The following is a 24,152-nucleotide window of genomic DNA, read 5'->3' on the forward strand; positions in this document are numbered from 1 at the left end:
CTTTCCTATCTTGGTCCATTGGACAGAACGCCATCCACATAAACAGGGCTATCAAATATTTTATCGTAATTTTTGAATCCAATCGGTCCAATTCGTCCCTGAGGTTCATCGTTTCGATAAATTTTCCAATACTCGGTACCATGAACTCCACCGCCGGGGTGGAAATCAAGGACATCCACATCTCCAGCACTAGTTTTACGCGTGAACGTCGTATGTGATGTTTTTGCGCTATTTGGATTGGTCCCATCTTTTACATAACCCTTCTTCAAAAGGTACGCTTCAACATCTTGAGGTTTTTTGCCGCTCAATCGACTTACCCAGCGCCTTTGCATCGCTCAGGCTCGCGGGTGTCAGGCTGGAGAACGCCGGATTTGAACCCGGCTCCCGCGCTCGCGTTCACATCGAACATGGGCGACTCACCATTACTGCTGAGTAGACGAACAAAGGGCCGCGTCTGCGGCCCAATCTTTTAATCTACTTGTTCTAATAAAAATTCCATCCCGATCAGCACTCCACTTTTATCAAAGTCAAGATATATTTCAGGTCCTTTGTATTCTTTTATTATGGAGTGAAGACCTATCTGTTTTGCGACCACCCCAGGACTTCCTTTTCCAGGGTGATCTGGCAGGGACAAATAGGCAACATCTCCGTCTTCATTCACAACCATATCAATTCTTCGCTCAGTCATTTTCTACTCCAACAAATTAATCAAGACCGTTTTTATTTTCGCAGTCCCGTTCTTTGCCACTTGGTACACGGCCATACCATTATTTCCGGTAGGCACTAGAACTCGGTCTGCATGAGCAGTATCTGCGATTGTCCCAACAGGGTAACCGTCCTTTTCTATCTGCTTTGATAACGCCTTCAAAGCATCTGATGCTGTGTTCTTATCCGGATAAACACCTCGCTCAACGGCCCTCTCCACCGCGTGCGGCATGTTTGAATTTACTACCTTTTTAGGCTTGGATAATAGATCGCACGACAGCCCCAGCTGATCAACCCACTGCACTGGATTAGGCGCATACGCATACAGATTAATCCCGCCCGCCAAGCCAATCGGATCCGGCGATATAAACCGCCCCGTGCCAGGATCATAGTATCGGAACAGGTTGTAATGCAGGCCCGTCTCCCGATCCAGATATTGCCCCTGGAAACGCAAGTTCTGCTGCGGCTGGTAGTGCTCCGCCGCCGTCTCGATAACCGTGTTGCCCCACACCTGATACTGCGTGCGCCACACGATCTCGCCGCTCGCATCGGTCAATTCCTCCGGCGCACCGTTCACGTCCGTATGGTAGTACAGCGTGCGCGGCTGCGATGACCTGCACGAACTTCAATATCACTGCGACGCAGAGCGGCAAGATCAATTCGCAGACAGGCACGCTCGATCTGAACATGGAGAACAAAGAGGCTGGGGTCGAGGCACATGGCCAGGGTGAAAAGGCGTCGATCCAATCGGCAGTCGACGCCGTGTTTCCGCCTAAGTAAGAACGTTGATACGCCCGTGAGAACGCTTTGCCATGAAAACGACGCACTACCAGACCAATGAAATCGCTCTGACGCTTCCGGCTGAGGAGTTTATCGACACGACAGTGAATGCGATTCGCTTTCCCGCGATAGGTTCGGGACTTGTGATCAGCCGCGGTGCGATGCCCGAAGGCGCAACACTCGAATCAATCATCGAAGAACAGGTGCGCAAATGCGCCTCGGTCACGATGCCGCTAATCTCTCGCGTCCCGGAGCCCACGTTCACCGCGGACATTCCCGGCATACCCGGCAAAAACGTGCCCATGCCTTCGAGCTGGATCGTCACCGTCAGCTCTTTGCCGATCATCGAAGTGAGGTCGAGATTGGCGGCGGCCTCGGCAGGCATCACCGATTGCAGCGGCGTGCGGCACTCAAGGACATACTCGTAGAGGTGCGACAGCTTCTCAGTGCCCGACAACGAACGCAGAAGCAGCGCCGGTTCGCCAGTGGGAAGCATCGGCAGCGCGGCGCCGCTCATGACGACAGTGCGTTTGGCCAACAAACTCAGCATGATTAGTATTCCTTTCTATTCGACTTGTTTCGGCAAGCCCGACGTCCGGCCCTTCGACGAAATGGAAAAAAGTCAGTTGAGGTAGCCGAATTCCACGCCGCTGTACGTGCGAGCATGCAGACCGGCTGTCGCGCCGCGCAGCAGCAGCACCGCCGGCGCACGCGCAATCGCCCGCTCCGCGATCCGGAGATCGGCCGGCGAGGACAGTCCAACCGACATCTCCGCCGCGTTGATTCCCAGCAGCATCGCAGGGACTCCCGCAAGGAAGCGCCTGCCAGCATCCACATAGACGCATGCGCCGCGCAAGTCGGAATGGGACAACTCTTGCCCTCTGAACGCATCGGTCATGTAGATCGGTGAAAAGTCGAATTGCAGATTCGGGGAATCCGCCGTCCCCGTTTGCACAGGCGCATTCAGGATTCGAGATCGCAGCGTTGAGATCGCCGTTTCCAGTTCGATGCTCGTGCCCATGCGGCCATAAAACAAGCGGTGCGATTCGCTTTCCGGATCGACAAGCACAAGCTCACCGCCCGACGCGAGCAGGCGATCCAGGTTTCCTGAATTTGCTTTCGCCGTTCTCAAAGTCCATTTGCTCGGTCTTAGCTGTGACATGCCTAATCTTTCCCGTTGCCCCGCCCGGCTAACCCTGAGCGCGACGACACTTAAACGTAGCAATCTTGAACGTCAGGTCGATTGTCTTGAGAGATTTCGCGCAGTGTATCCATACGCCAACCTTACTGTCCACGCGAAATAAGCTGACCGTTACCATCGGATTCAGATAGTCCGAGCCAGATGCGAATGTTCTGCTGCGCTTTTTCGACGGTATTTCGCGTGGGCATGCGCTACCGAGCATTCGGATCGTGCGCAATCTCCGTGATTACGAGACGCGTGCGAAGCCTTTCCTCACATGGCATTGCGTCGCCGCGCGGTGGTCTGAAAATTCCGTCAAGGGAATTTAATGCTGCTCTAAAGCGGCAAAATCAGTGAAAAGCAACCGATTTAGGCAAGCATTTTTTAAACGCGGCGATTTGCCGGTTAATTCAGAATTTGCTCAAATGCAAATGGCGCCGGGGCAATTGACGCTAGCTCCCGATCACGAGAAAAATCTCCCCGACCGGCGCTTTCGATCCGTTCGGCACGACCGCCTTCAACGGAAAGCCATACGTCCCGCGGAAGCTGACGAAGCGGCTGATCTGCACACGCACGCCCGCGCCGATGCTCGCGAGCGACGCGTTGTTGACTTCGCCGAACTCCGCGATGCGATTCCACACGTGGCCCGCATCGAAGAACACGAACGGCTGCATCGCCGCGAATCCCGCCGATATCGCCGGCGAGCGCAATTCCGTCTGCACGTTCCAGCCGCGATCGCCCTGCGCGGAATACGGCTCGTAGCCGCGCACGGTGGCATCGCCGCCGAGACCGAGTTCCTCGCTCGGCAAAAGCGTGCTGCCCGTCCATTGCAACAGCCCGCGCGCCGATATCGAAAAGCCCGATTGACCGATTGGCAGATCACGCTGCGCCGATAACTGCATGTACTGATAGCGCGGCTTCGCGCCGAGACGCGCGGCATCGTAGGCTTCGTCGTTGCTGTTGCTGTCGAAGTAGCCGGGACTCAAAAAGAGCGATGCGTTCAGATGCGTATCGCCGGTTGCATCGCTCTTCGAGAGATCGTAGGCGATGACGAACTGATGGATATGCGTGTTCGCGTTGAACACCTGAAAGCCGCCGAATTCGAGGTCGTTGTTCGAGCGCTTGAAGTCGTAGCCGAACTGCATCTGCTGTTGCCACGCGCCCGCGTGGTCGAGCGGCGGCAGACGCCAGTCGTACCGGAAACTGAGTTGCGCGCTGAGACCGGTCTGGCCGTAGCTGTCAGGCAGACGCGGCGTGCTTTCCGCGAACACGCCGAACAGTTCGACGCGATCCAGCCACGGCAACGGCGCGACCACATTGAACGCATGCGCGATGTATCGCGGCCGATCCGGCCTGCCTTCGATATCCGGATTGCCGCTCAACAGATCGTTGCTCGCAGTCATTTGATAGCCGATGCGCGCATCAATGCCGAACAGATTGCCGTAATCGAAGCCCGCGAGAATGCGATCGCGGCCGAGATCGCGCACGCCGTCGTTGTTGTAGCCGCCGTAGATGCGCAGCGGCAAGCGGTCTTCCGTTTGCAACACGACATCGGTGGTATCGGGCGCGGTGCCGGGCGCATAGATCACGTCGACACGTCGATACGGATTCGCGTTGAGCAGCGCGAGTCCCGATGCGACATCGGCTTCGCGGATCGGCGCGCCGCTTTCGAGCGGCATCTCGCGCGCGAGAAGCGCATCGGAAAAGTAGCGATTGCCCTTCGGCATCACGCGCCCCAGGCGAAATTCCGCGACGGCGACCTTCACGACGCCGCCGCTTACGTCCTGCTCGGGCACGTACACATCGACGAGCGGCTGACCGGCCGCACGATATCGGTTCACGACGGCGCGTCGAATGTCAGCGAGACGCGCGAAGGTCAGCGGCTTGTGGAGATCGACGGAAAAGCCATCGAGAAAATCCGGCGTGAGCAACGCAAGGCCGGTCGATGTGATCGCGCCGTTCGCGCCCGCTTGCGTCGTCGCCGATGCCGCATTCGCGCGCACGAACGCGATGCCGCGCAGATCGCGAATGGCGATGTCGTGCGAGTCATTGCCCGGCTCGGGCGGCGACGGCAACGCGCGCGGCCGTTGCTCCGCAGGCGGCGCGAGCGGCGCGACATCGCGATACGACTGCGCGGCGGCATCGCGCGCGGCGACGATACACGCCATCGCAGCCGACAGAACCGTCGCGGCAACGCGAGCGCGCGTCAATCGATCAGACACGCGCGGCAATCATGAAGCATGTATCCTCCGGCGTCGGTCGCGTGGGTTGGCTCCGCATGGTATCAGCGCGCGACGCGGAACGTTTCATGCGGCGGGCGCGCTCATGATGCATCACGAAACAAAGATGCTTGCGTCGTGCCTGTTAGCGGTCTCGCGCGTAGAAATGACATGACGCACTTCGCGCAGCCAGTAGAAAACTCCGCACGGACACACGATGCATGTCATCGCGCAAAGCGATCCTATCTTCCGACCGCTCAACGCATCTATGATGCAGGGATGATCGGCGCGACGTTCCGCCGAAACCGCACTATCAGGACGAGGATGGACAAAACCTCCAACGCAGCGATCACCGGCAGCGACTCGCTGGACGCGTCGGTCTACGCGCAATGCGCGCGCGAGCCGATTCACATTCCCGGCGGCATTCAGCCTCACGGCGTGCTCTTCAGCGTCGACGCGCACTGTCACATCATGCAGGTGAGCGCCAATCTCGAGCAGCTCGCGCATATCACGCCGGATGCGTGTCTCGGCCGCGCGCTCTCGACGGTGCTCGGCCAGCACGCCGCCGAGCGCGCGAGCGCCGGACTCAGGCAGCTTGCGCGCGATGGCGCGACGATCCATGTCGGCAATGTCGTGCTCGATGGCTGGACGCCGGGCGGACCCGTCGCGATCGTCGTGCATCGGCATGACGGCTTGCTGTTCGTCGAAGTGGAGCCGGCGCGCGACACCGCCGACGTCTTCTCGACGATGTATCCGCTCGTGCGCTCCTTCGTCACCGACGTGCAATCGATGCGCACCGTCGAGCAGATCTGCCGGTTCGCCGCGAACGAGATCGCGCGCATCACCGGATTCGGACGAACGCTCGTCTATCAGTTCGACGGCGAAGGCAACGGCAACGTGCTCGCCGAAGCGGTCGAGCCGGGCTATCCGTCGTATCTGAACCAGCACTTTCCGGCGTCGGACATTCCGGCGCAGGCGCGCGAACTGTATCGCAAGAACCGCATCCGGCTCATTTCGAACGCCGATTACGAAGCCGCGCCGCTCGTGCCCGCGCTGCATCCGGAGACCGGCCGCCCGACCGATCTCACCTACGCGTCCTTGCGCAGCGTGTCGCCCGTGCATCTGCAATATATGCGCAACATGGGCACGCTCGCTTCCATGTCGATGTCGATTCTCGTCGACGACAAGCTCTGGGGCCTCATCTCCTGTCATCACGCGACGCCGCGCCTGCCGCCGTTCGAAGTGCGCACGGCGTGCGAGCACGTCGCGCAGATCGTCTCGCTGCAAATCGAAGCGCGCGAAACGCAGGCCGAAGCGCATTACCGGCTCGAACTGCGCCGCATGCTTTCGAAGCTGCTCTCGTCGATGGCGAACACGGACAGCTTCGTCGAAGCGCTCGTCAGCGATGCAACCGATCTGCTCGGCTTCACGCGCTCGTCCGGCGCGGCGGTGATCTTCGAAGGCCGCACGTCGCTCGTCGGCGTGACGCCATCGGCGCACAACGTGACGGCGCTCGTCGACTGGCTCGACAATCAGAGCGAGGACGTCGTGCTGTCGGACCGCGCCTCGCAGGACTGCCCCGCGCTTGCCGACTCGCAGGAAGTCGCGGGCTTTCTCGCGGTGTCGATCTCGAAGATTTATCGCAACTACGTGATCTGGTTTCGCCGCGAAGTCGTGCAGACGATCGAATGGGCGGGCGATCCGCGCGCGAAGCTCACGGGCCTCGCCGAGTCGCTTTCGCCGCGTGTGAGCTTCGATACGTGGACCGATGTCGTGCGCAATCGCTCGCTGCCGTGGCGGCCCGCCGAACGCGAGATCGCGCTGGAATTTCGCGCGGCGGTGCTCGGCATCGTGTTGCGGCGCGCGGAGGAAATCGCGCAGCTCGCCACCGAACTCGGGCGCGCGAATCACGAGCTCGAAGGCTTTTCGTACACGGTGTCGCACGATCTGCGCGCGCCGCTGCGGCATATCGTGAGCTTCGCGGACCTGCTGAAGCAGATGGACGGCGAGAAGCTGTCGGAGCGCGGGCGCGGCTATCTGGAGCGCATCGTGACGTCGGCGCGTTTCGGCGGCCGTCTCGTCGACGATCTGCTGTCGTTCGCGCAACTCGGCCGCGCGGCGCTGCGTCCGCATCGGGTCGATGTCCACGCGCTCGTGCATACGGTGATTCAGAACGATATCGACGAACACGCCTCCGCGCGCGTGCGATGGCAAGTGGATGCGCTGCCGCCCATCGAAGCGGATCACGTCTTTCTGCATGTGGCGTTCGCGAACGTCATGTCGAACGCGGTGAAGTTCAGCGCGCTGCGCGAGCAGCCGGTGATCGAAGTCAGCGCGCACGAGGGCGCCGGCGAGATGATCGGGCACGTCGTCTATTTCGTGCGCGACAACGGCGTGGGCTTCGACATGCGCTATGTCGACAAGCTCTTCGGCGTGTTCCAGCGTCTGCACGTCAACGAAAAGTTCGACGGCACGGGCATCGGCCTCGCGAACGTGCGGCGCATCATCGAACGGCATGGCGGCAAGGCATGGGCCGAAGGCACGCCGGATCGCGGCGCGACCTTCTATATGGCGCTGCCCAAGCAGTTCCGCCCCGAAAGCGGCGTGCGTCGCGATACGGCCGCGACCGCGCTGGCGCGGCTTGCCGCGGGCACGGGCGGCGCGGGGCACGACATCGACAAGCTCGTCAGGCGTTCGGAGCAGGAGAAGAAATAGCGCGACGTCACGCGCAATGAAAAACGGCCGCGATCTCGTCGATCGCGGCCGTTTCTTTTTACGACGCTGCGCTTAGAAGCGGTGACGCAGGCCCACGGTCGCGGCGACCTGATTCTGCGTCGACGACGGCGACAGCGTGTTGATCATCGCCACGTTGGCGCCCGCATTGCCCAGCTCGCCCGACGCGTGCTGGTACACGCCTTCGACATACACGTCGGTGCGCTTCGACAGCGAGTAGTCCGCCTGCAGCGAAACCGTATGCCACTTCGGATCGCCCGAGCCGTTCGCGCCCGTCACCTTGCCGTCCGTGTACGTGTACGCGGCGTCGAGGCTCAACGCCGGCGTCACGAGGTAACGGCCGTTCAGCTCGAAGTTGTTCATGTGCAGGTTCGTGTTGCCCGGCAGCGCCAACGTCGTGCCGCCTTGCGATGCGGCGAGCAGGTTGTCGTAGTGCGTGTTGGTCCACACGAAGCCGACCGTCGCCGGACCGTACGTGTAGTTCAGGCCCGCGCCGAACGTGCGTTGCAGCTCGGCCGTCAGATTGGCGTTGTTGCCCTGACCTGCCGACACCGCGCCGCCCGTGTTCGCGCTGTTGCGCGAGTTGTTCGTCTGCAAATAAGCCGCGGCGAAGTTCAGCGGGCCGGTGGAGTACGACGCGCCGGCGCTCCATGCGCGGTTGTTCGCGAACTGGCCTGCGTCGTTCGAGAAGCCGTACAGGCCGCCGAACTTGAAGCCTGCGTAATTCGCGCTCTGATACTTGACCGAGTTTTTGATCGAGAACGAGTGGTCGAGATTGTCGTTGTCGAACGGATGCGCGGTCAGGTTATTGCCGTAACCCGCGCCGGCTTCGGCGAGCGGCGACAGATAATCGACCATCGAATCATATTGGCGGCCGAGCGTGACCGTGCCGAACTGATCGTGCTGAAGGCCGACATACGCCTGGCGATTGAACATCGTGCTGCTTTCGGTATAGCGGCCGTTATTGAGGTTGAAGCCGCTCTCCAGCTTGAAGAGCGCATGCAACCCGCCGCCCAGATCTTCGCTGCCTTTCAGACCGAAGTAAGTATCGGAAACCGAACCGCTGCCTTGCTGCCAGTTGTTATGGCCGCCGGCGTTGTTCGTATAGACGAGACCTGCATCCAGCGCGCCGTACAAAGTGACGCTGCTCTGCGCGTGGGCTGCTGCTGCGAATGTGCCGAGGATGCCCGCGATGAGAAGGGTTTTTTTCATGGTTCTCTAGTGTCCTGTTAATGCGAAAGCTTCCTGGGGTTTGATGGCCATATCGATGGCCGCTTGCCCCTCGGAAACTGGGACACACTTTATGCGACGGACCCTTGAATGTGTCCGCGTATCACGCGCAATAATCATTTGCCGATTCTGTGAATTGGCCTATGCAACGCTTCATATTCGTTTAAGGACAGGCGTTTAGCGCCGACTCAGCCCTCATGACGATGAAACCGCTGTTGCATATCGACGACGCTATTACTGCGCATTCTGGAGAAGTCCATTGCGCCGCGTGAGGTTTATATCGGCGGATTCGATTTGTTAAGCTTGTCTTCGTCTAAAGGATTCCGAGTAGACATTCCGAGGACACGGAGCGGTTTCGCGAGAGGAGACCGCTCCGTTTTAACATGTCTATATTCGCGGTACTCGAATACTTCGAGTAAGCCGCCGCACGCCGTTTAAAATCCCTCCTGCTTTATCCGGTTAAAATCACTCAGTTACCCGAAACATCCGCCAGATTTTCCGAGGTTTCTTTCAATTTCCTGTCGCGATCTGTGAGATTTTTTCTATCGAAACGACTCGCATTTAAACGCGATTTGCGCTATGTTTCTTCGAACATCCCGCTACTTTTGAAAATTTTGCCCGGTATTTGCGCATCGGAGCGTAGGCGAACTTACGGCCATCGTCCCTGACTTCGGAAATTAGAGGGTTAGTTCTTCATAAATTGTAACCGTCTGGCAAACGTTTGCGATGGCTGCTGGCGGGTAAAGGCGATCGTGGCGTTTCATTTCGAAACAAAATGAATCGACTTGAATCGCCTGCCCGGAACATTGATTGCTTTAATGGAGGTCTCTGTAAATCTAGCCGGAACCAGCGACATGAAAAGAAGTGCCCATGCAACGACCGTCCCCGCATTTCGACAGCGACGGCCCGCTCAACTCGCGGAAGGCGAGCTCAAGCATCTCGAGATGATTCTGGCGAGCTTCGTCGAAGGCAGCACGGCTTCCGATCGTCTGCCGGCTCATTATTGGGACATGCGAGTCGCACAACTGGACGCGGAATACGATCTCGTTCCGTCGCAAAGCCAGCGCGTGGCATCGCTTCAGCGAAAACTCGCATTACTCGATAAAGCGCTCGATTCCGCCGCGGACGCCCAGGAAGGCCAGCAGACCCGCCGCGTCGCCGCCTGATCCGGTGCGGGATCACACGACGAATCGCATGACGAAGACGGCTAGCTTCGTCATCGTCCCGCAGCACGACATCACGAAGGCGCCTGCACCCATTCATCGACGAAAATGCGTGCGGCTGTGTGCGCGCTCATCAGCGCATCTTCGGCGGACGCGAAACTCGAATAGCGCGCGCTCCCCATGCACAGCGGCGAAAACGCGGTGACCGGCCGCCCCGACCGGCTGATGGTCACGATCGCGAGATAGCGGATCTCTCCGGGCGGCGGCACGAGCCTGCTGCTCGTTTCGATCGCGACTTCGAGCACGTAACCCTTGTGGTTGTACGACCGTATCATCGGAGCACCCCGCCACGTTCGGACGGCGCAAGGGGCGCGCCGTGGACTTTGGATGCTCGCAGCACGAGACGTACCCGCGACCGGACACGCCGCGTGCGCATCTTCAGTGATTCAGTTCCTCCAGCCGCAGCCCGTTGGTCTTCGGTCCGAAGAGACCGATCGCCACCACGACGAGCAGCATGCACACCGTGATGCCGGTGAACACGCCCGGCACGCCGAAATCCTTCAGCAGCGAAGCGATGATGAAGCCCGACATCATCGCGCCCGCGCGGCTCGCCGAGTAGACGATGCCGCTCGCACGGCAGCGCACGGCCGTCGGAAAAAGCTCGGTCTGATACGCGTGATAGCACACGGAGATGGTCTGCCCCGCCAGCGAGATCAGCACGCCGAGCGCGATGAGCGCGGCGGGCGATTTGATCTGCCCGAACGCGAGACCGCTTGCGATCACCACGAGCGCGCCGACGACGATCAGATACTTCCGCTGGATGCGGTCGGCGTAGAACATCGCAAGGAGCGGCCCGATGGGCAAGGCGCACGCGATGATGAACGAGTACAGCAGGCTCTTCGTCACGGTGATGCCCTGGCCGATGAGCAGCGTCGGCACCCAGTTGGCGAAACCGTAATAGCCGATCGCCTGACAGAAGTTGAAGACGATGAGCATGATGAGGCGCGAGCGATACGGCGCGACGAACAACTCTTCTTTCAGCGATGCCCGCCGATGCGCCGGCTGCTCGACGACAGTCGCGGGCGGCGGCAGCGCGGCGCCGGACTCGCGCTCGACCACGCGTTCGATATCGCCCACGACGCGCTCGCTTTCTTCGTGCCGGCCGTGCATCGCGAGCCAGCGCGGGCTTTCCGGCACCGCGCGCCGGATGAACCACACGATCACCGCGCCGACCGATCCCGCGAGCACGACGACGCGCCAGCCGTCGAGCCCGAACACCGTTTCCGGCACGAGCCAGTAGGACAGCAGCGCCGCGACGGGCGCCGCCGCGAACATCACCATCTGGTTGAAGGCCATCGCGCGGCCGCGCATGTGTTGCGGCACGAGCTCGGTCACGTAACTGTCGATGGTGATGATTTCGATACCCACGCCGATGCCCGTCACGAAGCGCCAGAAGATCACGCCTTCGGGCGTCGTCTGGAACGCCATGATCGCCGAGCCGATCGAGTACCACAGCAGCGAGAACGTGAACACGCTGCGCCGCCCGTAACGGTCCGGCAGCCAGCCGAAGAAGAACGTGCCGATGAACAGTCCCGCGAACGTCGCCGCGATGAACCCAGCGATACCGGTGAAGCCGAAGAACGCGTGCGTGGTCGTCTGCAGAAGGCCGCTCTTCGCCATGCCCGGCGCGATGTAGCCGGTGAAGATCAGATCGTAGATTTCGAAGAAGCCGCCGAGCGAGATGAGTAGCACGAGCATCCACAGATGCCGCGTGATCGGCAGTCGATCCATGCGCGCGGAGATTTGCGCGCCGGGCGTCGTGGCGACGCGAACGTCGGGCGAAGCGAGCGGCTCGGCGACCGCGCTGAAGGTGGGCTGCATTGTCCTGTCTCCTGAGTGAGCGACGGCGCGTGTTTTTTATGTGCGCCTGCCGCGATGCTTCATGCCGTGATGCGTTTGGTCAGCCGTCCGAGCACTTCGTCCGTATGCTCGCCGACGCGCGCAAGCGGTTGCCGCACGCCCGGGCGGCGTCCGCCCATCGTGAGCGGGAGCAGGACGACGTCGGTGGTGCCGCCGTCGTCGGTTTGCATCGGCACGAGGCCGCCGCTCGCCTTCAGATGCGGATCGTCGAGCAATTGCTCCGGGCGCATGATCGGCGCGTACGGAATGCCGGCCGCTTCGAGCTTCGGCGCAAGCTCGTCCGCGCGATGATCCGCGAGAATCTCGCCGAGCCGCGCGAGCAAGTGCGGCCGCACCGCGACGCGCATCGCGTTCGTCGCGAACTCGGGTGCCTGCGCGAGATCGGGACGTTCGAGCACGTCGCAAAGCGTGACGAATTGCTTGTCGCTCACCGCGCCGATAAACAACTGCTCGCCTTCGGCCAGCGTGAATACGTCGTACACGCTCCATGCCGATACGCGCGAGGGCATCGGCGGCGGCGCTTCATGCGTCATCGCGTATTGCTGCATGTGCTGCGCGGAAAGAAACACGCAGTTCTCGAAAAGCGCGCTCTGCACTTCCTGGCCGCGCCCGGTGAGATCGCGTTCGCGCAGCGCGGCCAGCACGCCAATCGCGCCGAACATGCCGCCCATGATGTCGTTCACCGACGTTCCCGCGCGCAGCGGTCTGCCCGCCGGGCCGGTCATGTAGGCGAGGCCGCCCATCATCTGGACGACTTCATCGAGTGCGAGACGCTTTTCGTACGGTCCCGGCAAAAAGCCTTTGTGCGACACGTAGATCAGTGCCGGATGCACTTTCGACAGCGTGTCGTAGTCGAGGCCGAACTTCGCCATCAGACCGGGACGGAAGTTTTCGAGCAGCACGTCGCATTCGCCGATCAGCTCGAGCGCGCTTTCGCGCCCTTGCGCCGTGTTGATGTCGATGACGACGCTCTTCTTGTTGCGATTGAACGAGCGGAAGAAGCCGATGCCGAGACCCGGCAGATCGCGCGTCTTGTCGCCGCCGGGCGGCTCGATCTTGATGACTTCGGCGCCGAGATCCGCGAGGATCATGCCGCAGGTCGGGCCCATCACCATATGCGTGAATTCGATCACGCGCACGCCTTCGAGCGGCAGGGTTGAATGACTCATATCGTCCTCAGGCTTCGATTGCAGTGTTCGATTCAAAAGTGACCGGCAAGCCCGCGAGCGCGAGCGCGCCGTGCAGCGTTTCGCCGTCGAGCCAGCTTGCGAGTGTCGCGCGTAGCGCCAGCAAGGCAGACATGTCGATGCCGGTGTCGACGCCCATATCGGCGAGCATGAACGCCATGTCTTCGCTCGACGCATTGCCGCTCGCACCCGGCGCATGCGGACAGCCGCCGATGCCCGCGAGCGTTGCATCGAAGCGCGCGACGCCGGTGTCGAGCGCGGCGCAGACATTGGCGAGCGCGAGGCCGCGCGTGTCGTGAAAGTGGCCGCACCAGAAGCGCTCGCCCGCGATCGCGCGCGCTTTCTCGAAAAGCTCGCGCACCGCACGAGGACTGGCGTAACCGACCGTATCGGCGATGCTCACGCGGTCCGCGCCCGCATCGAGCAGCGCCTGCATGTAGCGGAGCACGTCGGCATGATCGACGCGGCCCTGGATCGTGCAGCCGAACGCCGTGCCGATGCCGCCTTCGATCAGGGTCTTCGCGCCCGCCGCATCGCGCGCGGCCCGCATGCGCGCGACTTCATCGACGACTTCTTCCGGCGTCTTTCGCAGATTCGCGAGACTGTGCGCGCGGCTCGCGGAAAGCGGCACGAGCATCAGATCCGCGTGCGTGTCGATGGCGCGCTCCGCGCCCTTCAGATTCGGCACGAGCACCGAGACCAGCAGGCCCGGCAGCGTCTTCGCGTAGGCGACCAGTTCGGCGGTATCGGCGAGTTGCGGCAGAAGGCGCGCGGGCACGAACGAACCGACTTCGATTTCGCGCTGACCGGCGGCGTAGGCAGCGCCGATCCATTCGATCTTGCGCTCGGTCGGCATGATCGTGCGAATGCTTTGCAGGCCGTCGCGCAGGCCGACTTCGCGGATTACGGCGTTCTTCGGGAACGCGGGCATGGCTTCGTCTCCAGATCTTGTGTGTATGGATTCGACTTTAGAGATTCCGCAAATGCCCTAAAAGCGGTAATTTGGAAGGCTCATGCTTCCCGTTCGGAACGTCAGAGGATTAGCCAACCCATGCGCGATATCGACCTGAAAACGCTGCGTCTCTTCGTGACAGTCTGCGAGCACCAGAACATTGCGCGCGCGGCGCAGGAATCGCATATCGAACCGTCCGCGATCAGCAAGCGCATCGCGCAACTGGAGACGTCGCTCGGCGTGCCGCTGTTGTCGCGCTCGCGGCGCGGCGTCGAACCCACGCCCGCGGGCATCGCGCTGCTCGAACACGCGCGCAACGTGCTCTTCACGATGGAACGCATCGCCAACGATGTCGCCGCGTTCGGCGGCGGCCTGATGGGGCGCGTGAGCATTTGCGCGTCGGCATCGGCGATTGCGGAGGCGTTGCTGGACGACATCGCGTCGTTCATGCGCGAGCCGGCCAACAAGAACATCAAGGTCGACGTGGAAGAGCGGCTGTCGAACGATCTCGTGCGGCAGTTGCGCGAAGGCGTGGCGTCCGTCGGCGTGTGCTGGGACAGCGTGGATCTGCGCGGGCTGCAACATCGCGCGTATCGGCATGACCGGCTCGCGCTCGCGGTGCCGGCCGATCATCCGCTCGCGAAGCGGCAATCGGTGAGCTTCGAGGATTCGCTGGCATTCGAGCACGTCGGTCTGCCGCCCGCGACCGCCGTGCACACGATGCTGCAACGCGCGGCGGCGCAGGCGGGCAAATCGATGTCGTATCGCGTGATCGTGTCGAGCTTCGACGCCGCGTTTCGCGTCGTCGCGGCGGGTCTGGGCATCAGCGTCGTGCCAATGGAAGTCGCGGGGACGTATCGGCAGGCGCTCGGCATCGAAGCCATCCCGCTTTCCGATGCGTTCGCGAAGCGCCGCTTCGTCGTGTGCTTTCGTGATTTCGACGCGTTGCAGCCCGCCGCGCGGCGGCTCGTCGAGCATCTGGAAACGCGTGCGGCGCGCTAGTCCGGCGCGTCGCGGAACACGGTGTCCGTGTCCTTTTTCTCGATGGTCAGATTCACCGACCGCGCGCCGCCCGGCCGCGTGCAATGCGGCTTGCCGGCGGGCACGGTGAGCAATTGCCCGGCACGCAGTTCGACGGCGCCCTCCTCGAACTCGATGACGAGCGTGCCTTCGACCGAGATGAAGGTTTCGTCGGAGTTCGGGTGAACGTGCCACGGATACGGCGCGTCCATCACGCTGATATGGACGTCGTGATCGTTGACGTTCGAGATGACGCGGTTCATGTAGCCGTCGCGCGCGGCATCGGCGATGGCGGCGTAATCGATTATGTTTTTCATGCTCTCAGGCTAGCGCGGCGTGCGAGACGGCACAAACGAATCCTTTTGACTTCGATGTGAGCGCAATTCTCAAGCCTCAGACGCCGCTTTGCAGACTCGTGACATTCGGCTGCCCCATGATCGCCGAGAGATTGCCGATGGCCGGCTCCGCGTACCGCACCGGCGGCGCGTCGAGCGGCAGCGGCGCGGGGCCGGAGTCCGTGGCGCGCGCAAAGACGGGCAGCGGCGGCGCACTCTGGGCGCTCGACTCGACCGGAAACACCGGCCCGCCCGTGATGCCCACGCCGATGAACGGATGCGCCTGCGCGATCGTCACCAGACCGAACGTCAATTTGGCCGCCACGATCGCGTATCGGATCTTCTTCATGTCTCGTCTCCAGCGCTGCAGTTGTTTGTCGATGGAGGCATTCTGCGCGGCGAAAATGAGCAGAAAATGAGCGCGCGGCGGGCGGCGAATCGTCGGTGGAATCGGTGTGGACTACACTTTCGGGACATCGCCGCTCGTCTGCCAGTCCGTCCATGCAAAGCCGTTTCACCGCGATTCTCATCGCGCTCACCGCCGCCGCGCTCTTCGGCGCGACCACGCCGATCGCCAAAGCCCTGCTCGGCCCGATGCCGCCGTTCATGGTCGCGGGCCTGTTCTATCTCGGCAGCGGCGTCGGCTTGGGCGCGATCCTGCTCGGCCGCAGATACTGGCGCTCGGTGGGCAAAGGCATCGGCACGCGCGAACTGGCATGGTTGCTCGGCGCGATCGCGTTCGGCGGCGTCGCCGGACCCGCGCTGCTGATGCTCGGTCTGACGAGCACGCCCGCCGCGACCAGCTCGCTTCTGCTCAACCTCGAAGGTGTGCTGACGGCGGCGATCGCGTGGATCGTGTTCCGGGAGAACGTCGATGTGTCCGTGTTTCTCGGCATGGCCGCGATCGTCGCGGGCGGCGTCGTGCTTGCATGGGAACCGGGCGCGCAACCGGGCGCAACCCACGCCACGACCGGCGCGGTTCTGATCGCGCTCGCGTGCCTCTGCTGGGCCATCGACAACAATCTGACGCGCAAGATCTCGACCGCCGATGCAATGATCATCGCCTGCGCGAAGGGACTCGCCGCGGGCGCGACGAATCTCGGCATCGCGCTCGCGATGGGCGCGCATCTGCCCGCGCCGCACATCGTCATCGGCGCGATGACGACCGGCTTCGGCGGCTACGGCGTGAGCCTCGTGCTGTTCGTGATCGCGTTACGCCACTTGGGAACGGCGCGCACGGGCGCGTATTTCTCGGTCGCGCCGGTATTCGGCGTCGCGCTTTCCCTCGCGATGTGGCCGCAAGCGCCGGACGCGCCGTTCTGGATCGCCGCCGCGCTGATGGCGCTCGGCGTATGGCTGCACGTGCGCGAGCGGCACGAGCACGAGCACACGCACGAGCGGCTGGACCATACGCATCGGCATGTGCACGACGAGCATCATCGGCATACGCACGACTTTCCGTACTCCGGCGATGAACCGCACACGCATCCGCACGTGCATCTGCCGATCACGCATTCGCACGCGCATTTTCCCGACATTCATCACCGGCATTCGCACAAGCGCGGCTAGAACACCTTGCCGGGATTGAGCAGCCCGTGCGGATCGAGCGATGCCTTGATCGCCCGCATCGCCGCGATATCGGTTTCGCGGCGCGCGAGGTGCAGATAGTCGCGCTTCTTCAGCCCGATGCCGTGCTCCGCCGAAATCGAGCCTTCGAATTCGCGCGTGACGTCATAGATGACGGCGTCGACATCGTCGTGATCCTGTTTTCCGCGGCCCGGAAGATCCACCACGATGTGAATGTTGCCGTCGCCGAGATGCCCGTAAGTCATCACGATCGCGCCGGGCCAGCGCGCGCGCAGACGCGCTTCGCACTGCGCGGCCGCATCGCCGACTTGCGCGATGGAAAAGCTCACGTCGTACGCCGCGTAGTTCGGGATGAAGCGGTCGTATTCGCCGGGCGCGTCGCGGATCGCCCAGAAATCGCGCGCGTGCGCTTCGTTCGATGCAATCGCCGCGTCCGTCACGATGCCCGCTTCGAGCATGCCGCCGAGAAACTCCTCGAACGCCTCGCCGTGCCGCGCCGGGTCGGTGCCAACGCTTTCCAGCAGCACGTAGAACGGATGCGCATCGGCCAACGGCGCGCGCAGATTCTTCAGATTCGCGATGACCGTATCGTGATAACCGGCCCACATCACTTCGAACGCGGACACGCCCGGCGCGAGGCCCGCCTGCGCGCGCGTCAGCAACGTGGTCACCGAGGCAAAATCGGGCACACCGCACCACGCGGTCGCGGTCGCCGTGGGCTTCGGACGCAGCCGCAGCACGACGCGCGTGATCACCGCGAGCGTGCCTTCGCTGCCGATCAGCAGATGCCGCAGATCGTAGCCGCTGTTGTTCTTGATCATCTTGTTCAGCCCGCCGATGATCTCGCCGCTCGCGAGCACCGCTTCGACGCCGAGCACCTGATCGCGCATCATCCCGTACTTGATGACGCGGTTGCCGCCCGCGTTCGTCGCGAGATTGCCGCCGATGGAGCAACTGCCGCGCGCGCCCAGATCGAGCGGAAAGTAGAAGCCCGCCGCGCTCGCCGCTTCCTGCACGACTTGCAGCGGCGTGCCGGCTTCGACGGTCATCGTCGCGGAAATTTCGTCGATCTCGACGATGCGGTTCATGCGATCGAGACTCAGCGCCACTTCGCCGCCGAGCAGATTCGCGCCGCCGACGAGTCCCGTGAGGCCGCCTTGCGTGACGACCGGCTGCTTGTGTTTCGAGCAGATCGCGAGCGCCTGCGCGACCTCGTCCGTGTTGCGCGGACGGACGATCGCGAGCGGCGTCGCGCCGGGCAAACCGCTCCAGTCCGCGACGCGCCGGTCGCCGAATTCGTCGGGCAGCGCCACGACCTGTGCGCCGAGCGTTTCGCGCAATGCCATTACCGCTTCGGTTACTGCCATGTGTCGTCTCCGTCGTTGTTTCGGTTTGGTATCGGATGCGATAGTTTGTACCAAAACGCGCGAGAATTATCGGCGGCCATTCGGGAGAAACGCGACGATGGAACGAGCAGACTATGAAAGCGCGCTCGCGCAGTTGAACAGCGCGGCGGAACTCGTCGCGGCGGGCGCGGACGCGGACGTGCGCACGCAGGCGTTCGACATGCTGGCGTTTTATCGGCTGCGACGGGGGCGAATCGGCGGATCGGGCGCGGTCGTTACATCGAACGACGAGCTTTTCAAGGACACGGCGATCGCCGCGCTCACGATGGCGGGCCGCAAGGAATATCTCGCCGCGGCCGCGTTGCTCGAACAGGCGCGCGGGCTGATGCCGGACTGAGCGTCGCGTCACGCCAGCGCGAGAAAATTGCGCACCACCGCCGATGGATCGTCGCGCCGCGACGCCAGCGCGAGCCGCGCACGCAGGCCACGCGCGACGAGCGGGCGATAGACCACGCCCGCCACACGCACCTGCGTGATCGCTTTCGGCACGATGGAGATGCCGAGTCCCGCCGCCACGAGCGTCACCGCCGACGCCATCTGCGGCGCGGGTTGCGCGAGTCGCGGCTCGAAGCCGGCTGCGGCGCATGCGGCAACGATGTCGTCGAACAGCGTGCCGCCCGCTACGCGAGGCACTTGCACGAAAGGCTCGTCCACGAGTTCCGCGAGTTCGACTCGGCGCCGCGACGCCAGCGGATGACCGACGGGCAAGGCGACGAGCATCGGTTCATCGTCCCAGTCGTGCTGTTCGACGACATCGGCCACGCGCCGCTCCGGACGAACGATGGCGACGTCGAGCTGTCCCGCTTCGATCTCGTCGAGCAGCACGCCGGATGCGGCTTCGTGCAGCGTCAATTCGGCATCGGGAAACGCTTCGCGAAATTTGCGGATCAGCCCGGACACGCGCTCGTTGAACGCGGCCGTGCCCGTAAAACCGACGCGCAAATGTCCCGTTTCACCGCGCGCCGCGCGTTGCGCCGCTCGCGCAGCGCGCTGTGCGTCGTCGAGCACGCGGCGGGCTTCGTCGGCGAACACGCGTCCTGCCAACGTCAGTTCAGCGCCGCGCGCGGTGCGCTTGAACAACACGACATCGAGTTCCTGTTCCAGCGCCTTCACTTGCTGGCTGAGCGGCGGCTGGCCGATGCCGAGCAGCTCGGCGGCCTTCGTGAAGTTGGCCGTCTCGGCCACCGCCAGAAAGTAACGCAAATGCCGAAGCTCCATTTCCCTGCTTTCCTTGTCCGATGATCGACGAAGCCAGTGTTAAAACATATCGCTGGGCACACTTTCATATATTGGACATATGAGCGCGCATTGGCAAGAATGAATCCGCTACTTCATCAACCGGCGACGCCATGTCCTCCCCTTCGATTTCCCCTTCATCGACCCATCCACGGGCCGCTGCGGCACGCGAGCTTCCGAGCGGCGTCTCCCCCAGTTCGGCCGCCTACCGGCGCATCGCGTTCGCGCTCTTTCTCGCGGGCTTTTCGACGTTTTCCCTGCTCTACTGCGTCCAGCCGCTGCTTCCGGCTTTCACGCAGGAATTCGGTATCGGCGCGGCGGCGAGTTCGCTGTCACTGTCGGTTTCGACCGGATTGCTCGCAGTGTCGATTCTGTGCGCGGGCGCGTTGTCCGAGCGCGTCGGGCGGCGTGGGCTGATGTTCGCATCGATGACATCGGCGGCATTGTTCAACCTGCTCGCCGCGAGCGCGCCGAACTGGGATTCGATGCTCGTGTGGCGCGCGCTCGAAGGCTTCGCGCTCGGCGGCGTGCCCGCGATCGCGATGGCGTATCTCGCCGAAGAGATCGCGGCAGAAGGGCTCGGCTTGTCGATGGGCCTCTATGTCGGCGGCACGGCTTTCGGCGGCATGATCGGGCGGATCGGCATGAGCGCGCTCGAAGAGTATTTCTCGTGGCGCGCGGCCATGTCGACGATCGGCGTCATCGATCTGATCGCGGCCGTCGCATTCGTGATGCTGCTGCCGCCATCGCGACGCTTCGTCAAACGCACCGACCTCACGCTTCGACACCATGTCCAGCTCTGGAAAGCGCAGTTGCTGCACGGTCTGCTGCCGCTCGTCTTCGCGATCGGCTTCCTCGCGATGGGCGCATTCGTGACGGTCTACAACTACGCGGGATTCCGGCTCATCGCGCCGCCGTTCAATCTGAGCGCCACGGCATGCGGGCTGATTTTCGGGGCGTACCTGTTCGGGATGGTGTCGTCGTCGACCGCCGGCGCGCTGGCCGACCGGCTCGGGCGCGCGCCCGTCCTCGTCAGCGGCGTGCTGCTGTTCGCCGTCGGTCTTGCGTTGACGCTTTGCGCATCGCTCGCGATGGTCATCGTCGGCATCGTGCTCGTGACGATCGGCTTCTTCGTCACGCACTCGGTCGCGAGCGGATGGGTCGGTCAACTGGCAGGCAGCGCGAAAGGCCACGCGGCATCGCTGTATCTGCTCGCGTACTACGTCGGATCGAGCGTGCTCGGGTCGATCGGCGGATCGTTCTGGCAGCACGGCGGTTGGCCCGCCGTCGTGGTTTATGTCGCTGTTCTGCTCGCGATCTGTCTCGTGGTCGTTGCGCGCATCGTCCGCAAACGCGGGATTCAATAGCGCCTTCGAGCTAGAACAGTTCTGTCTCCAGCGGCAGCAAATTGACCCACTTCACGGCCGTGCGCCGCTCCACGCCGTCGTCATGAATCGACCGTATCATCACGCGCTGGCCGCGCGCCTCCCCGAGCACTTCGACGATCCTGTTGCGATATCGCGCAAGCGAGCCGCGTAGTGGCTTGCGCTTCCTGCTCTTGCGGGGAGAAACTGCGGGCATGGACGTGACAACGATTTATGACGGCCACATCATAACGATGCTCACGCCATCCCTCAAATATTCAACCTCCACACTGCGGCTCGCCACACCATGCGTCGAATCACTGTCCGGACTTCGCCCGTTCATGGCCGGGGCGTTTTCGCTCTCGCCGATCTGCCCACGGGTTCGCTGCTGCTCGAGTACAAGGGAGAGCGCCTGTCGTGGAAGGAAGCGCAGCGCATCCACGCGAAATCGGCTGCGGAAGATGGTCATACCTTTCTCTTCGGTCTCGACGACGGCACTGTCATCGACGGCGCGCGCGGCGGCAATTCCGCGCGCTGGCTGAATCACAGCTGCGCGCCGAACTGCGAAGCCGAGCAGGACGGCGAGCGCGTGTTCATCCGCGCGATCCGGCCGATCGGGAAAGGCCAGGAGTTGTTCATCGACTATTGCTTGACCGTCGATGGCCGGCGCACCGCGGCGCTCAAGCGACTCTATGCGTGCCGTTGTCTTGCATCGAGTTGTCGCGGTACGATGCTGTCGCGCAGGTAACGTTCGCGCGTAGCCGCATCCGCGCGGGCTCGCTGTTCGTATCTTCATCGGTACAGGACGTGGGGCTGCGCGGCGATGACACCTTGCGAGATATGCTTTCTGCCCATGACGGACACCTACTCCGGCGGCACCGAAAACTTCGATCCTGACTCTTCCGGCGACGCTGACCGCGCGCGCCGCGAACGCGTCAACCGGATGCTGGCGAGCGTCGCAAAGGGCGATGAGCAGGCGTTCGCCGAACTGTATCGCGAGACGTCGCCGCGCGTGTTCGGCGTGATCGTGCGCATGATCCGTGATCGCGGCGAGGCCGAAGACATTCTGCAGGAAGTGTTCGCCACTGCATGGCGTCGCGCCGATACGTTCGATCCGGCACGCGGCAGCGCGATCACCTGGCTCGTCACGCTCGGGCGCAATCGCACGATCGACCGCATGCGGCAGCATCGCGAGGAACTGCTCGGCGAAAACGATGCACCCGAGATCGCCGATGAATCGCCGACGCCCGCCGTCGCGGCCGAATCGAGCGAGGAAAAGCGGCGGCTCGAATCCTGTCTCGACCAGCTGGAGCCGCAACAGAAAAGCGCGATCCGCGAGGCGTTCTTCACGGGCGCGACGTATAACGAGCTGGCGCAACGGCTCGCCGTGCCGCTCGGCACGATGAAAAGCTGGATTCGCCGCAGCCTCATGCAACTCAAGACCTGTCTCGAACAATGAACACGCCCGCTCGCGACGACGACGACGATCTGCGCTGCGCCGAATACGCGCTCGGCGTGCTCGACGCGCACGAACGCGCGGCGCTCGAAGCCGATGTATCGCGCGATCCCGCGTTGCAGCGCGCGCTCGATGACTGGCAGCGACGGGTCGCGCCGCTCGCGGAAGAGATTCGCGCCATCGCGCCGCCCGAGCGCGTATGGACGCGCATCCGCCGCGATCTGGGTTTCCTGACGCCGCAGCGCAGCCGCGAACGCTGGTGGAACAGCGTGAACATGTGGCGCTGGTTCACGATCGGCGCGAGCGTCGCCGCGCTCGTCCTGCTCGGCGTAACCTTCACACTGCTTCGGCAACCTGCGCAAGCGCCGACGACCGCAGCCGTGCCCGGCGAATACATGGTCGCATCGATCGCCCGCAAGGACGGCCTCGTGCACTGGACCGCGACCGTCGATGTGCGGCGCGCGCGCATGGTCGTCGTGCCTGCCGCGCGTGTGACCTTGCCCGCCAACCGCGCGACGGAACTGTGGCTCATCCCGCCGAACGCGAAGCCGATCGCGCTCGGCGTCTTCCCCGCCGATCGTCCCGCGACGATGACGCTGCCGCCCGAGATCGTCGCGCAACTGAGCGCGCAGGCCGTGCTCGCGGTATCCGACGAGCCGCCTGGCGGTTCGCCGACCGGCGCGCCGACCGGCGCCGTGCTCGCCACCGGTCAGATGCATACGACCTGACGTTTGCAGTCTTTGCAGGCCGTTCGCCGTCGATCGCCGGGCACGCGACGACGGCATCGGCATCGCGTTTTGCCTTTCTCACGGCAACCGTCCATTTTTCGTTCGCTGCATCCGCTCGCGCTCGGCATCCGTATTGCTCGGTGAACGCGTGTTCGCGGAGCTGCCATGCCTGTCGTCGTCGCCATTTTCATCGTTGCCGCTGGATTCGTGCTGGTCTTTGCCGCCGCGTGGCTCTGGCAGTTGCGCACGGAAAACGCCGGCATGGTCGATCCGGTCTGGGCCGCGTCGCTCGGCGCGGCTGCGCTGTTCATCGGCGTTTGCGGGACGGGCGCGACGGTCAATCGCGCGTGCGTCGCGGCGGGCGGCGCACTCTGGGGCGCAAGGCTCGCGTGGCATCTGTGGCGCCGCAATCACGGCAAGCCGGAAGACAAGCGCTATCACGCGTTTCGCGAACGCTGGGGCGAGCACGCCGCGCGCAACATGTTCGGCTTCTTCCAGTTGCAGGCCTTCATTTCGATGCTGCTCGCCATTGCCTTCTTCGTTCCCGCCTATGCGCGCGATGAGGCGAGCCCGCTGTGCATCGCGGGATTTGTCGTCGTCTGGATCGTCGCGGTGGCGGGCGAAGCGGCTGCGGATCGGCAGCTGAAACGCTTCGTCGCCGATCCCGAGCATCGCGGACAAGTGTGCCGCGAAGGCTGGTGGCGCTATTCGCGTCATCCGAATTACTTCTTCGAGTGCGTGCATTGGGTCGCCTATGCGGTGCTGTCGATCGACATGCCGTGGGACTGGGCCACGCTCGCGCCGCCCGTGCTGATGGCGTGGCTGTTGCTGAAGGTATCGGGCATTCCGATTCTAGAAGCGCATCTCGCCGATACGCGCGACGGTTACCGCGACTACATGCGCACGACGAGCGCGCTGATTCCGTGGCCGCGCAAACGCGCATGAACAAAG

General features: G+C 63.0%; 27 protein-coding genes. 11 read left to right on the top strand and 16 right to left on the bottom strand.

Features of this window, described 5'->3' with window-relative positions; all coding sequences use genetic code 11:
• Positions 1–5 precede the first annotated feature (5 nt).
• From AWB76_RS41535 to AWB76_RS43010, 3 genes are all read right to left on the bottom strand, one after another.
• The gene (locus AWB76_RS41535) at positions 6–332 is read right to left on the bottom strand and encodes a hypothetical protein (RefSeq protein ID WP_167357738.1); all 327 of its coding nucleotides are present in this window, start codon (positions 330–332) and stop codon (positions 6–8) included.
• A gap of 137 nt (positions 333–469) precedes the next feature.
• Positions 470–688, bottom strand: coding sequence for a DUF2283 domain-containing protein (locus tag AWB76_RS38985; RefSeq protein ID WP_074171307.1), 219 nt, complete (start codon positions 686–688; stop codon positions 470–472).
• Positions 689–691: 3 nt separating this feature from the next.
• Positions 692–1,300 (bottom strand): RHS repeat-associated core domain-containing protein, encoded by a 609-nt coding sequence (locus tag AWB76_RS43010; RefSeq protein WP_082864386.1) that lies wholly within the window; start codon positions 1,298–1,300, stop codon positions 692–694.
• A gap of 14 nt (positions 1,301–1,314) precedes the next feature.
• On the opposite strand from AWB76_RS43010, the gene AWB76_RS41540 reads away from it, so the two are divergent.
• Complete coding sequence (locus AWB76_RS41540; RefSeq protein ID WP_208606549.1) at positions 1,315–1,485, top strand: hypothetical protein; 171 nt, start codon at positions 1,315–1,317, stop codon at positions 1,483–1,485.
• 46 nt (positions 1,486–1,531) lie between these two features.
• Here AWB76_RS41540 and AWB76_RS40770 read toward each other — a convergent pair whose 3' ends face one another.
• The 3 genes from AWB76_RS40770 to AWB76_RS08900 form a co-directional block, all read right to left on the bottom strand.
• The gene (locus AWB76_RS40770; RefSeq protein ID WP_157696081.1) at positions 1,532–2,035 is read right to left on the bottom strand and encodes a contractile injection system protein, VgrG/Pvc8 family; all 504 of its coding nucleotides are present in this window, start codon (positions 2,033–2,035) and stop codon (positions 1,532–1,534) included.
• A gap of 72 nt (positions 2,036–2,107) precedes the next feature.
• Entirely contained in the window at positions 2,108–2,617 is a 510-nt protein-coding gene (locus AWB76_RS08895; RefSeq protein WP_157696082.1) for a hypothetical protein, read from the bottom strand.
• Between the two features lie 500 nt (positions 2,618–3,117).
• Positions 3,118–4,833, bottom strand: coding sequence for a ShlB/FhaC/HecB family hemolysin secretion/activation protein (locus tag AWB76_RS08900; RefSeq protein ID WP_061159865.1), 1,716 nt, complete (start codon positions 4,831–4,833; stop codon positions 3,118–3,120).
• Between the two features lie 375 nt (positions 4,834–5,208).
• Between AWB76_RS08900 and AWB76_RS08905 the strand changes: the two genes are divergently transcribed.
• A complete protein-coding gene (locus AWB76_RS08905; protein ID WP_061159743.1) occupies positions 5,209–7,599 on the top strand; it encodes an ATP-binding protein in 2,391 nt (796 codons plus the stop codon).
• A 72-nt stretch (positions 7,600–7,671) separates the two neighbouring features.
• Here the strand turns inward: AWB76_RS08905 and AWB76_RS08910 are convergent, their stop codons facing one another.
• A complete protein-coding gene (locus AWB76_RS08910; protein ID WP_061159744.1) occupies positions 7,672–8,829 on the bottom strand; it encodes a porin in 1,158 nt (385 codons plus the stop codon).
• 803 nt (positions 8,830–9,632) lie between these two features.
• Here AWB76_RS08910 and AWB76_RS08915 point away from each other — a divergent pair.
• Positions 9,633–10,013, top strand: a complete 381-nt coding sequence (locus AWB76_RS08915; protein ID WP_244173276.1) for a hypothetical protein — start codon at positions 9,633–9,635, stop codon at positions 10,011–10,013.
• Between the two features lie 71 nt (positions 10,014–10,084).
• Here AWB76_RS08915 and AWB76_RS08920 read toward each other — a convergent pair whose 3' ends face one another.
• The 4 genes from AWB76_RS08920 to AWB76_RS08935 all read right to left on the bottom strand — a co-directional run bounded on the left by AWB76_RS08920 (position 10,085) and on the right by AWB76_RS08935 (position 14,048).
• A complete protein-coding gene (locus AWB76_RS08920; protein WP_061159746.1) occupies positions 10,085–10,345 on the bottom strand; it encodes a hypothetical protein in 261 nt (86 codons plus the stop codon).
• Between the two features lie 103 nt (positions 10,346–10,448).
• Entirely contained in the window at positions 10,449–11,891 is a 1,443-nt protein-coding gene (locus AWB76_RS08925) for an MFS transporter (protein WP_061159747.1), read from the bottom strand.
• Positions 11,892–11,950: 59 nt separating this feature from the next.
• Entirely contained in the window at positions 11,951–13,099 is a 1,149-nt protein-coding gene (locus AWB76_RS08930; RefSeq protein WP_061159748.1) for a CaiB/BaiF CoA transferase family protein, read from the bottom strand.
• Between the two features lie 7 nt (positions 13,100–13,106).
• Positions 13,107–14,048 carry a hydroxymethylglutaryl-CoA lyase gene (locus tag AWB76_RS08935; RefSeq protein ID WP_061159749.1) on the bottom strand — a complete coding sequence of 314 codons (942 nt, stop codon included), beginning with the start codon at positions 14,046–14,048 and terminating at the stop codon, positions 13,107–13,109.
• Between the two features lie 120 nt (positions 14,049–14,168).
• Here AWB76_RS08935 and AWB76_RS08940 point away from each other — a divergent pair, with 120 nt between their 5' ends.
• Positions 14,169–15,071, top strand: coding sequence for a LysR family transcriptional regulator (locus tag AWB76_RS08940; RefSeq protein WP_061159750.1), 903 nt, complete (start codon positions 14,169–14,171; stop codon positions 15,069–15,071).
• Here AWB76_RS08940 and AWB76_RS08945 read toward each other — a convergent pair.
• Both AWB76_RS08945 and AWB76_RS08950 read right to left on the bottom strand, forming a co-directional pair.
• A complete protein-coding gene (locus AWB76_RS08945) occupies positions 15,068–15,406 on the bottom strand; it encodes a cupin domain-containing protein (RefSeq protein ID WP_061159751.1) in 339 nt (112 codons plus the stop codon). The two genes, AWB76_RS08940 and AWB76_RS08945, sit on opposite strands and share 4 nt — an antisense overlap.
• A 76-nt stretch (positions 15,407–15,482) precedes the next feature.
• Positions 15,483–15,773, bottom strand: coding sequence for a hypothetical protein (locus AWB76_RS08950; RefSeq protein ID WP_061159752.1), 291 nt, complete (start codon positions 15,771–15,773; stop codon positions 15,483–15,485).
• A gap of 152 nt (positions 15,774–15,925) precedes the next feature.
• On the opposite strand from AWB76_RS08950, the gene AWB76_RS08955 reads away from it, so the two are divergent.
• Complete coding sequence (locus tag AWB76_RS08955; RefSeq protein ID WP_061159753.1) at positions 15,926–16,993, top strand: DMT family transporter; 1,068 nt, start codon at positions 15,926–15,928, stop codon at positions 16,991–16,993.
• Here the strand turns inward: AWB76_RS08955 and AWB76_RS08960 are convergent.
• Positions 16,990–18,378, bottom strand: coding sequence for an FAD-binding oxidoreductase (locus AWB76_RS08960; RefSeq protein ID WP_061159754.1), 1,389 nt, complete (start codon positions 18,376–18,378; stop codon positions 16,990–16,992). The two genes, AWB76_RS08955 and AWB76_RS08960, sit on opposite strands and share 4 nt — an antisense overlap.
• 97 nt (positions 18,379–18,475) lie before the next feature.
• Between AWB76_RS08960 and AWB76_RS08965 the strand changes: the two genes are divergently transcribed.
• Complete coding sequence (locus AWB76_RS08965) at positions 18,476–18,754, top strand: hypothetical protein (protein ID WP_061159755.1); 279 nt, start codon at positions 18,476–18,478, stop codon at positions 18,752–18,754.
• Between the two features lie 8 nt (positions 18,755–18,762).
• Here AWB76_RS08965 and AWB76_RS08970 read toward each other — a convergent pair whose 3' ends face one another.
• Entirely contained in the window at positions 18,763–19,635 is an 873-nt protein-coding gene (locus tag AWB76_RS08970) for a LysR family transcriptional regulator (RefSeq protein WP_061159756.1), read from the bottom strand.
• A gap of 131 nt (positions 19,636–19,766) precedes the next feature.
• Here AWB76_RS08970 and AWB76_RS08975 point away from each other — a divergent pair, with 131 nt between their 5' ends.
• Positions 19,767–21,020 carry an MFS transporter gene (locus AWB76_RS08975; RefSeq protein ID WP_061159757.1) on the top strand — a complete coding sequence of 418 codons (1,254 nt, stop codon included), beginning with the start codon at positions 19,767–19,769 and terminating at the stop codon, positions 21,018–21,020.
• Between the two features lie 10 nt (positions 21,021–21,030).
• On the opposite strand, the gene AWB76_RS08980 is transcribed toward AWB76_RS08975, so the two are convergent.
• On the bottom strand, positions 21,031–21,234 hold the full coding sequence (locus tag AWB76_RS08980; protein WP_061159758.1) for a hypothetical protein: 204 nt from the start codon (positions 21,232–21,234) through the stop codon (positions 21,031–21,033).
• A gap of 90 nt (positions 21,235–21,324) precedes the next feature.
• Here AWB76_RS08980 and AWB76_RS08985 point away from each other — a divergent pair, with 90 nt between their 5' ends.
• From AWB76_RS08985 to AWB76_RS09000, 4 genes are all read left to right on the top strand, one after another.
• Positions 21,325–21,765 carry an SET domain-containing protein gene (locus tag AWB76_RS08985; RefSeq protein ID WP_061159759.1) on the top strand — a complete coding sequence of 147 codons (441 nt, stop codon included), beginning with the start codon at positions 21,325–21,327 and terminating at the stop codon, positions 21,763–21,765.
• A 105-nt stretch (positions 21,766–21,870) separates the two neighbouring features.
• Positions 21,871–22,476 carry a sigma-70 family RNA polymerase sigma factor gene (locus AWB76_RS08990; protein WP_061159760.1) on the top strand — a complete coding sequence of 202 codons (606 nt, stop codon included), beginning with the start codon at positions 21,871–21,873 and terminating at the stop codon, positions 22,474–22,476.
• Positions 22,473–23,201, top strand: a complete 729-nt coding sequence (locus tag AWB76_RS08995; protein ID WP_061159761.1) for an anti-sigma factor — start codon at positions 22,473–22,475, stop codon at positions 23,199–23,201. The genes AWB76_RS08990 and AWB76_RS08995 overlap by 4 nt, the downstream gene beginning before the upstream one ends.
• A 165-nt stretch (positions 23,202–23,366) precedes the next feature.
• Positions 23,367–24,146 (top strand): DUF1295 domain-containing protein, encoded by a 780-nt coding sequence (locus AWB76_RS09000; RefSeq protein ID WP_061159762.1) that lies wholly within the window; start codon positions 23,367–23,369, stop codon positions 24,144–24,146.
• Positions 24,147–24,152: the final 6 nt, after the last annotated feature.

The sequence above is a fragment of the Caballeronia temeraria genome (assembly GCF_001544795.2).
Classification (GTDB): domain Bacteria; phylum Pseudomonadota; class Gammaproteobacteria; order Burkholderiales; family Burkholderiaceae; genus Caballeronia; species Caballeronia temeraria.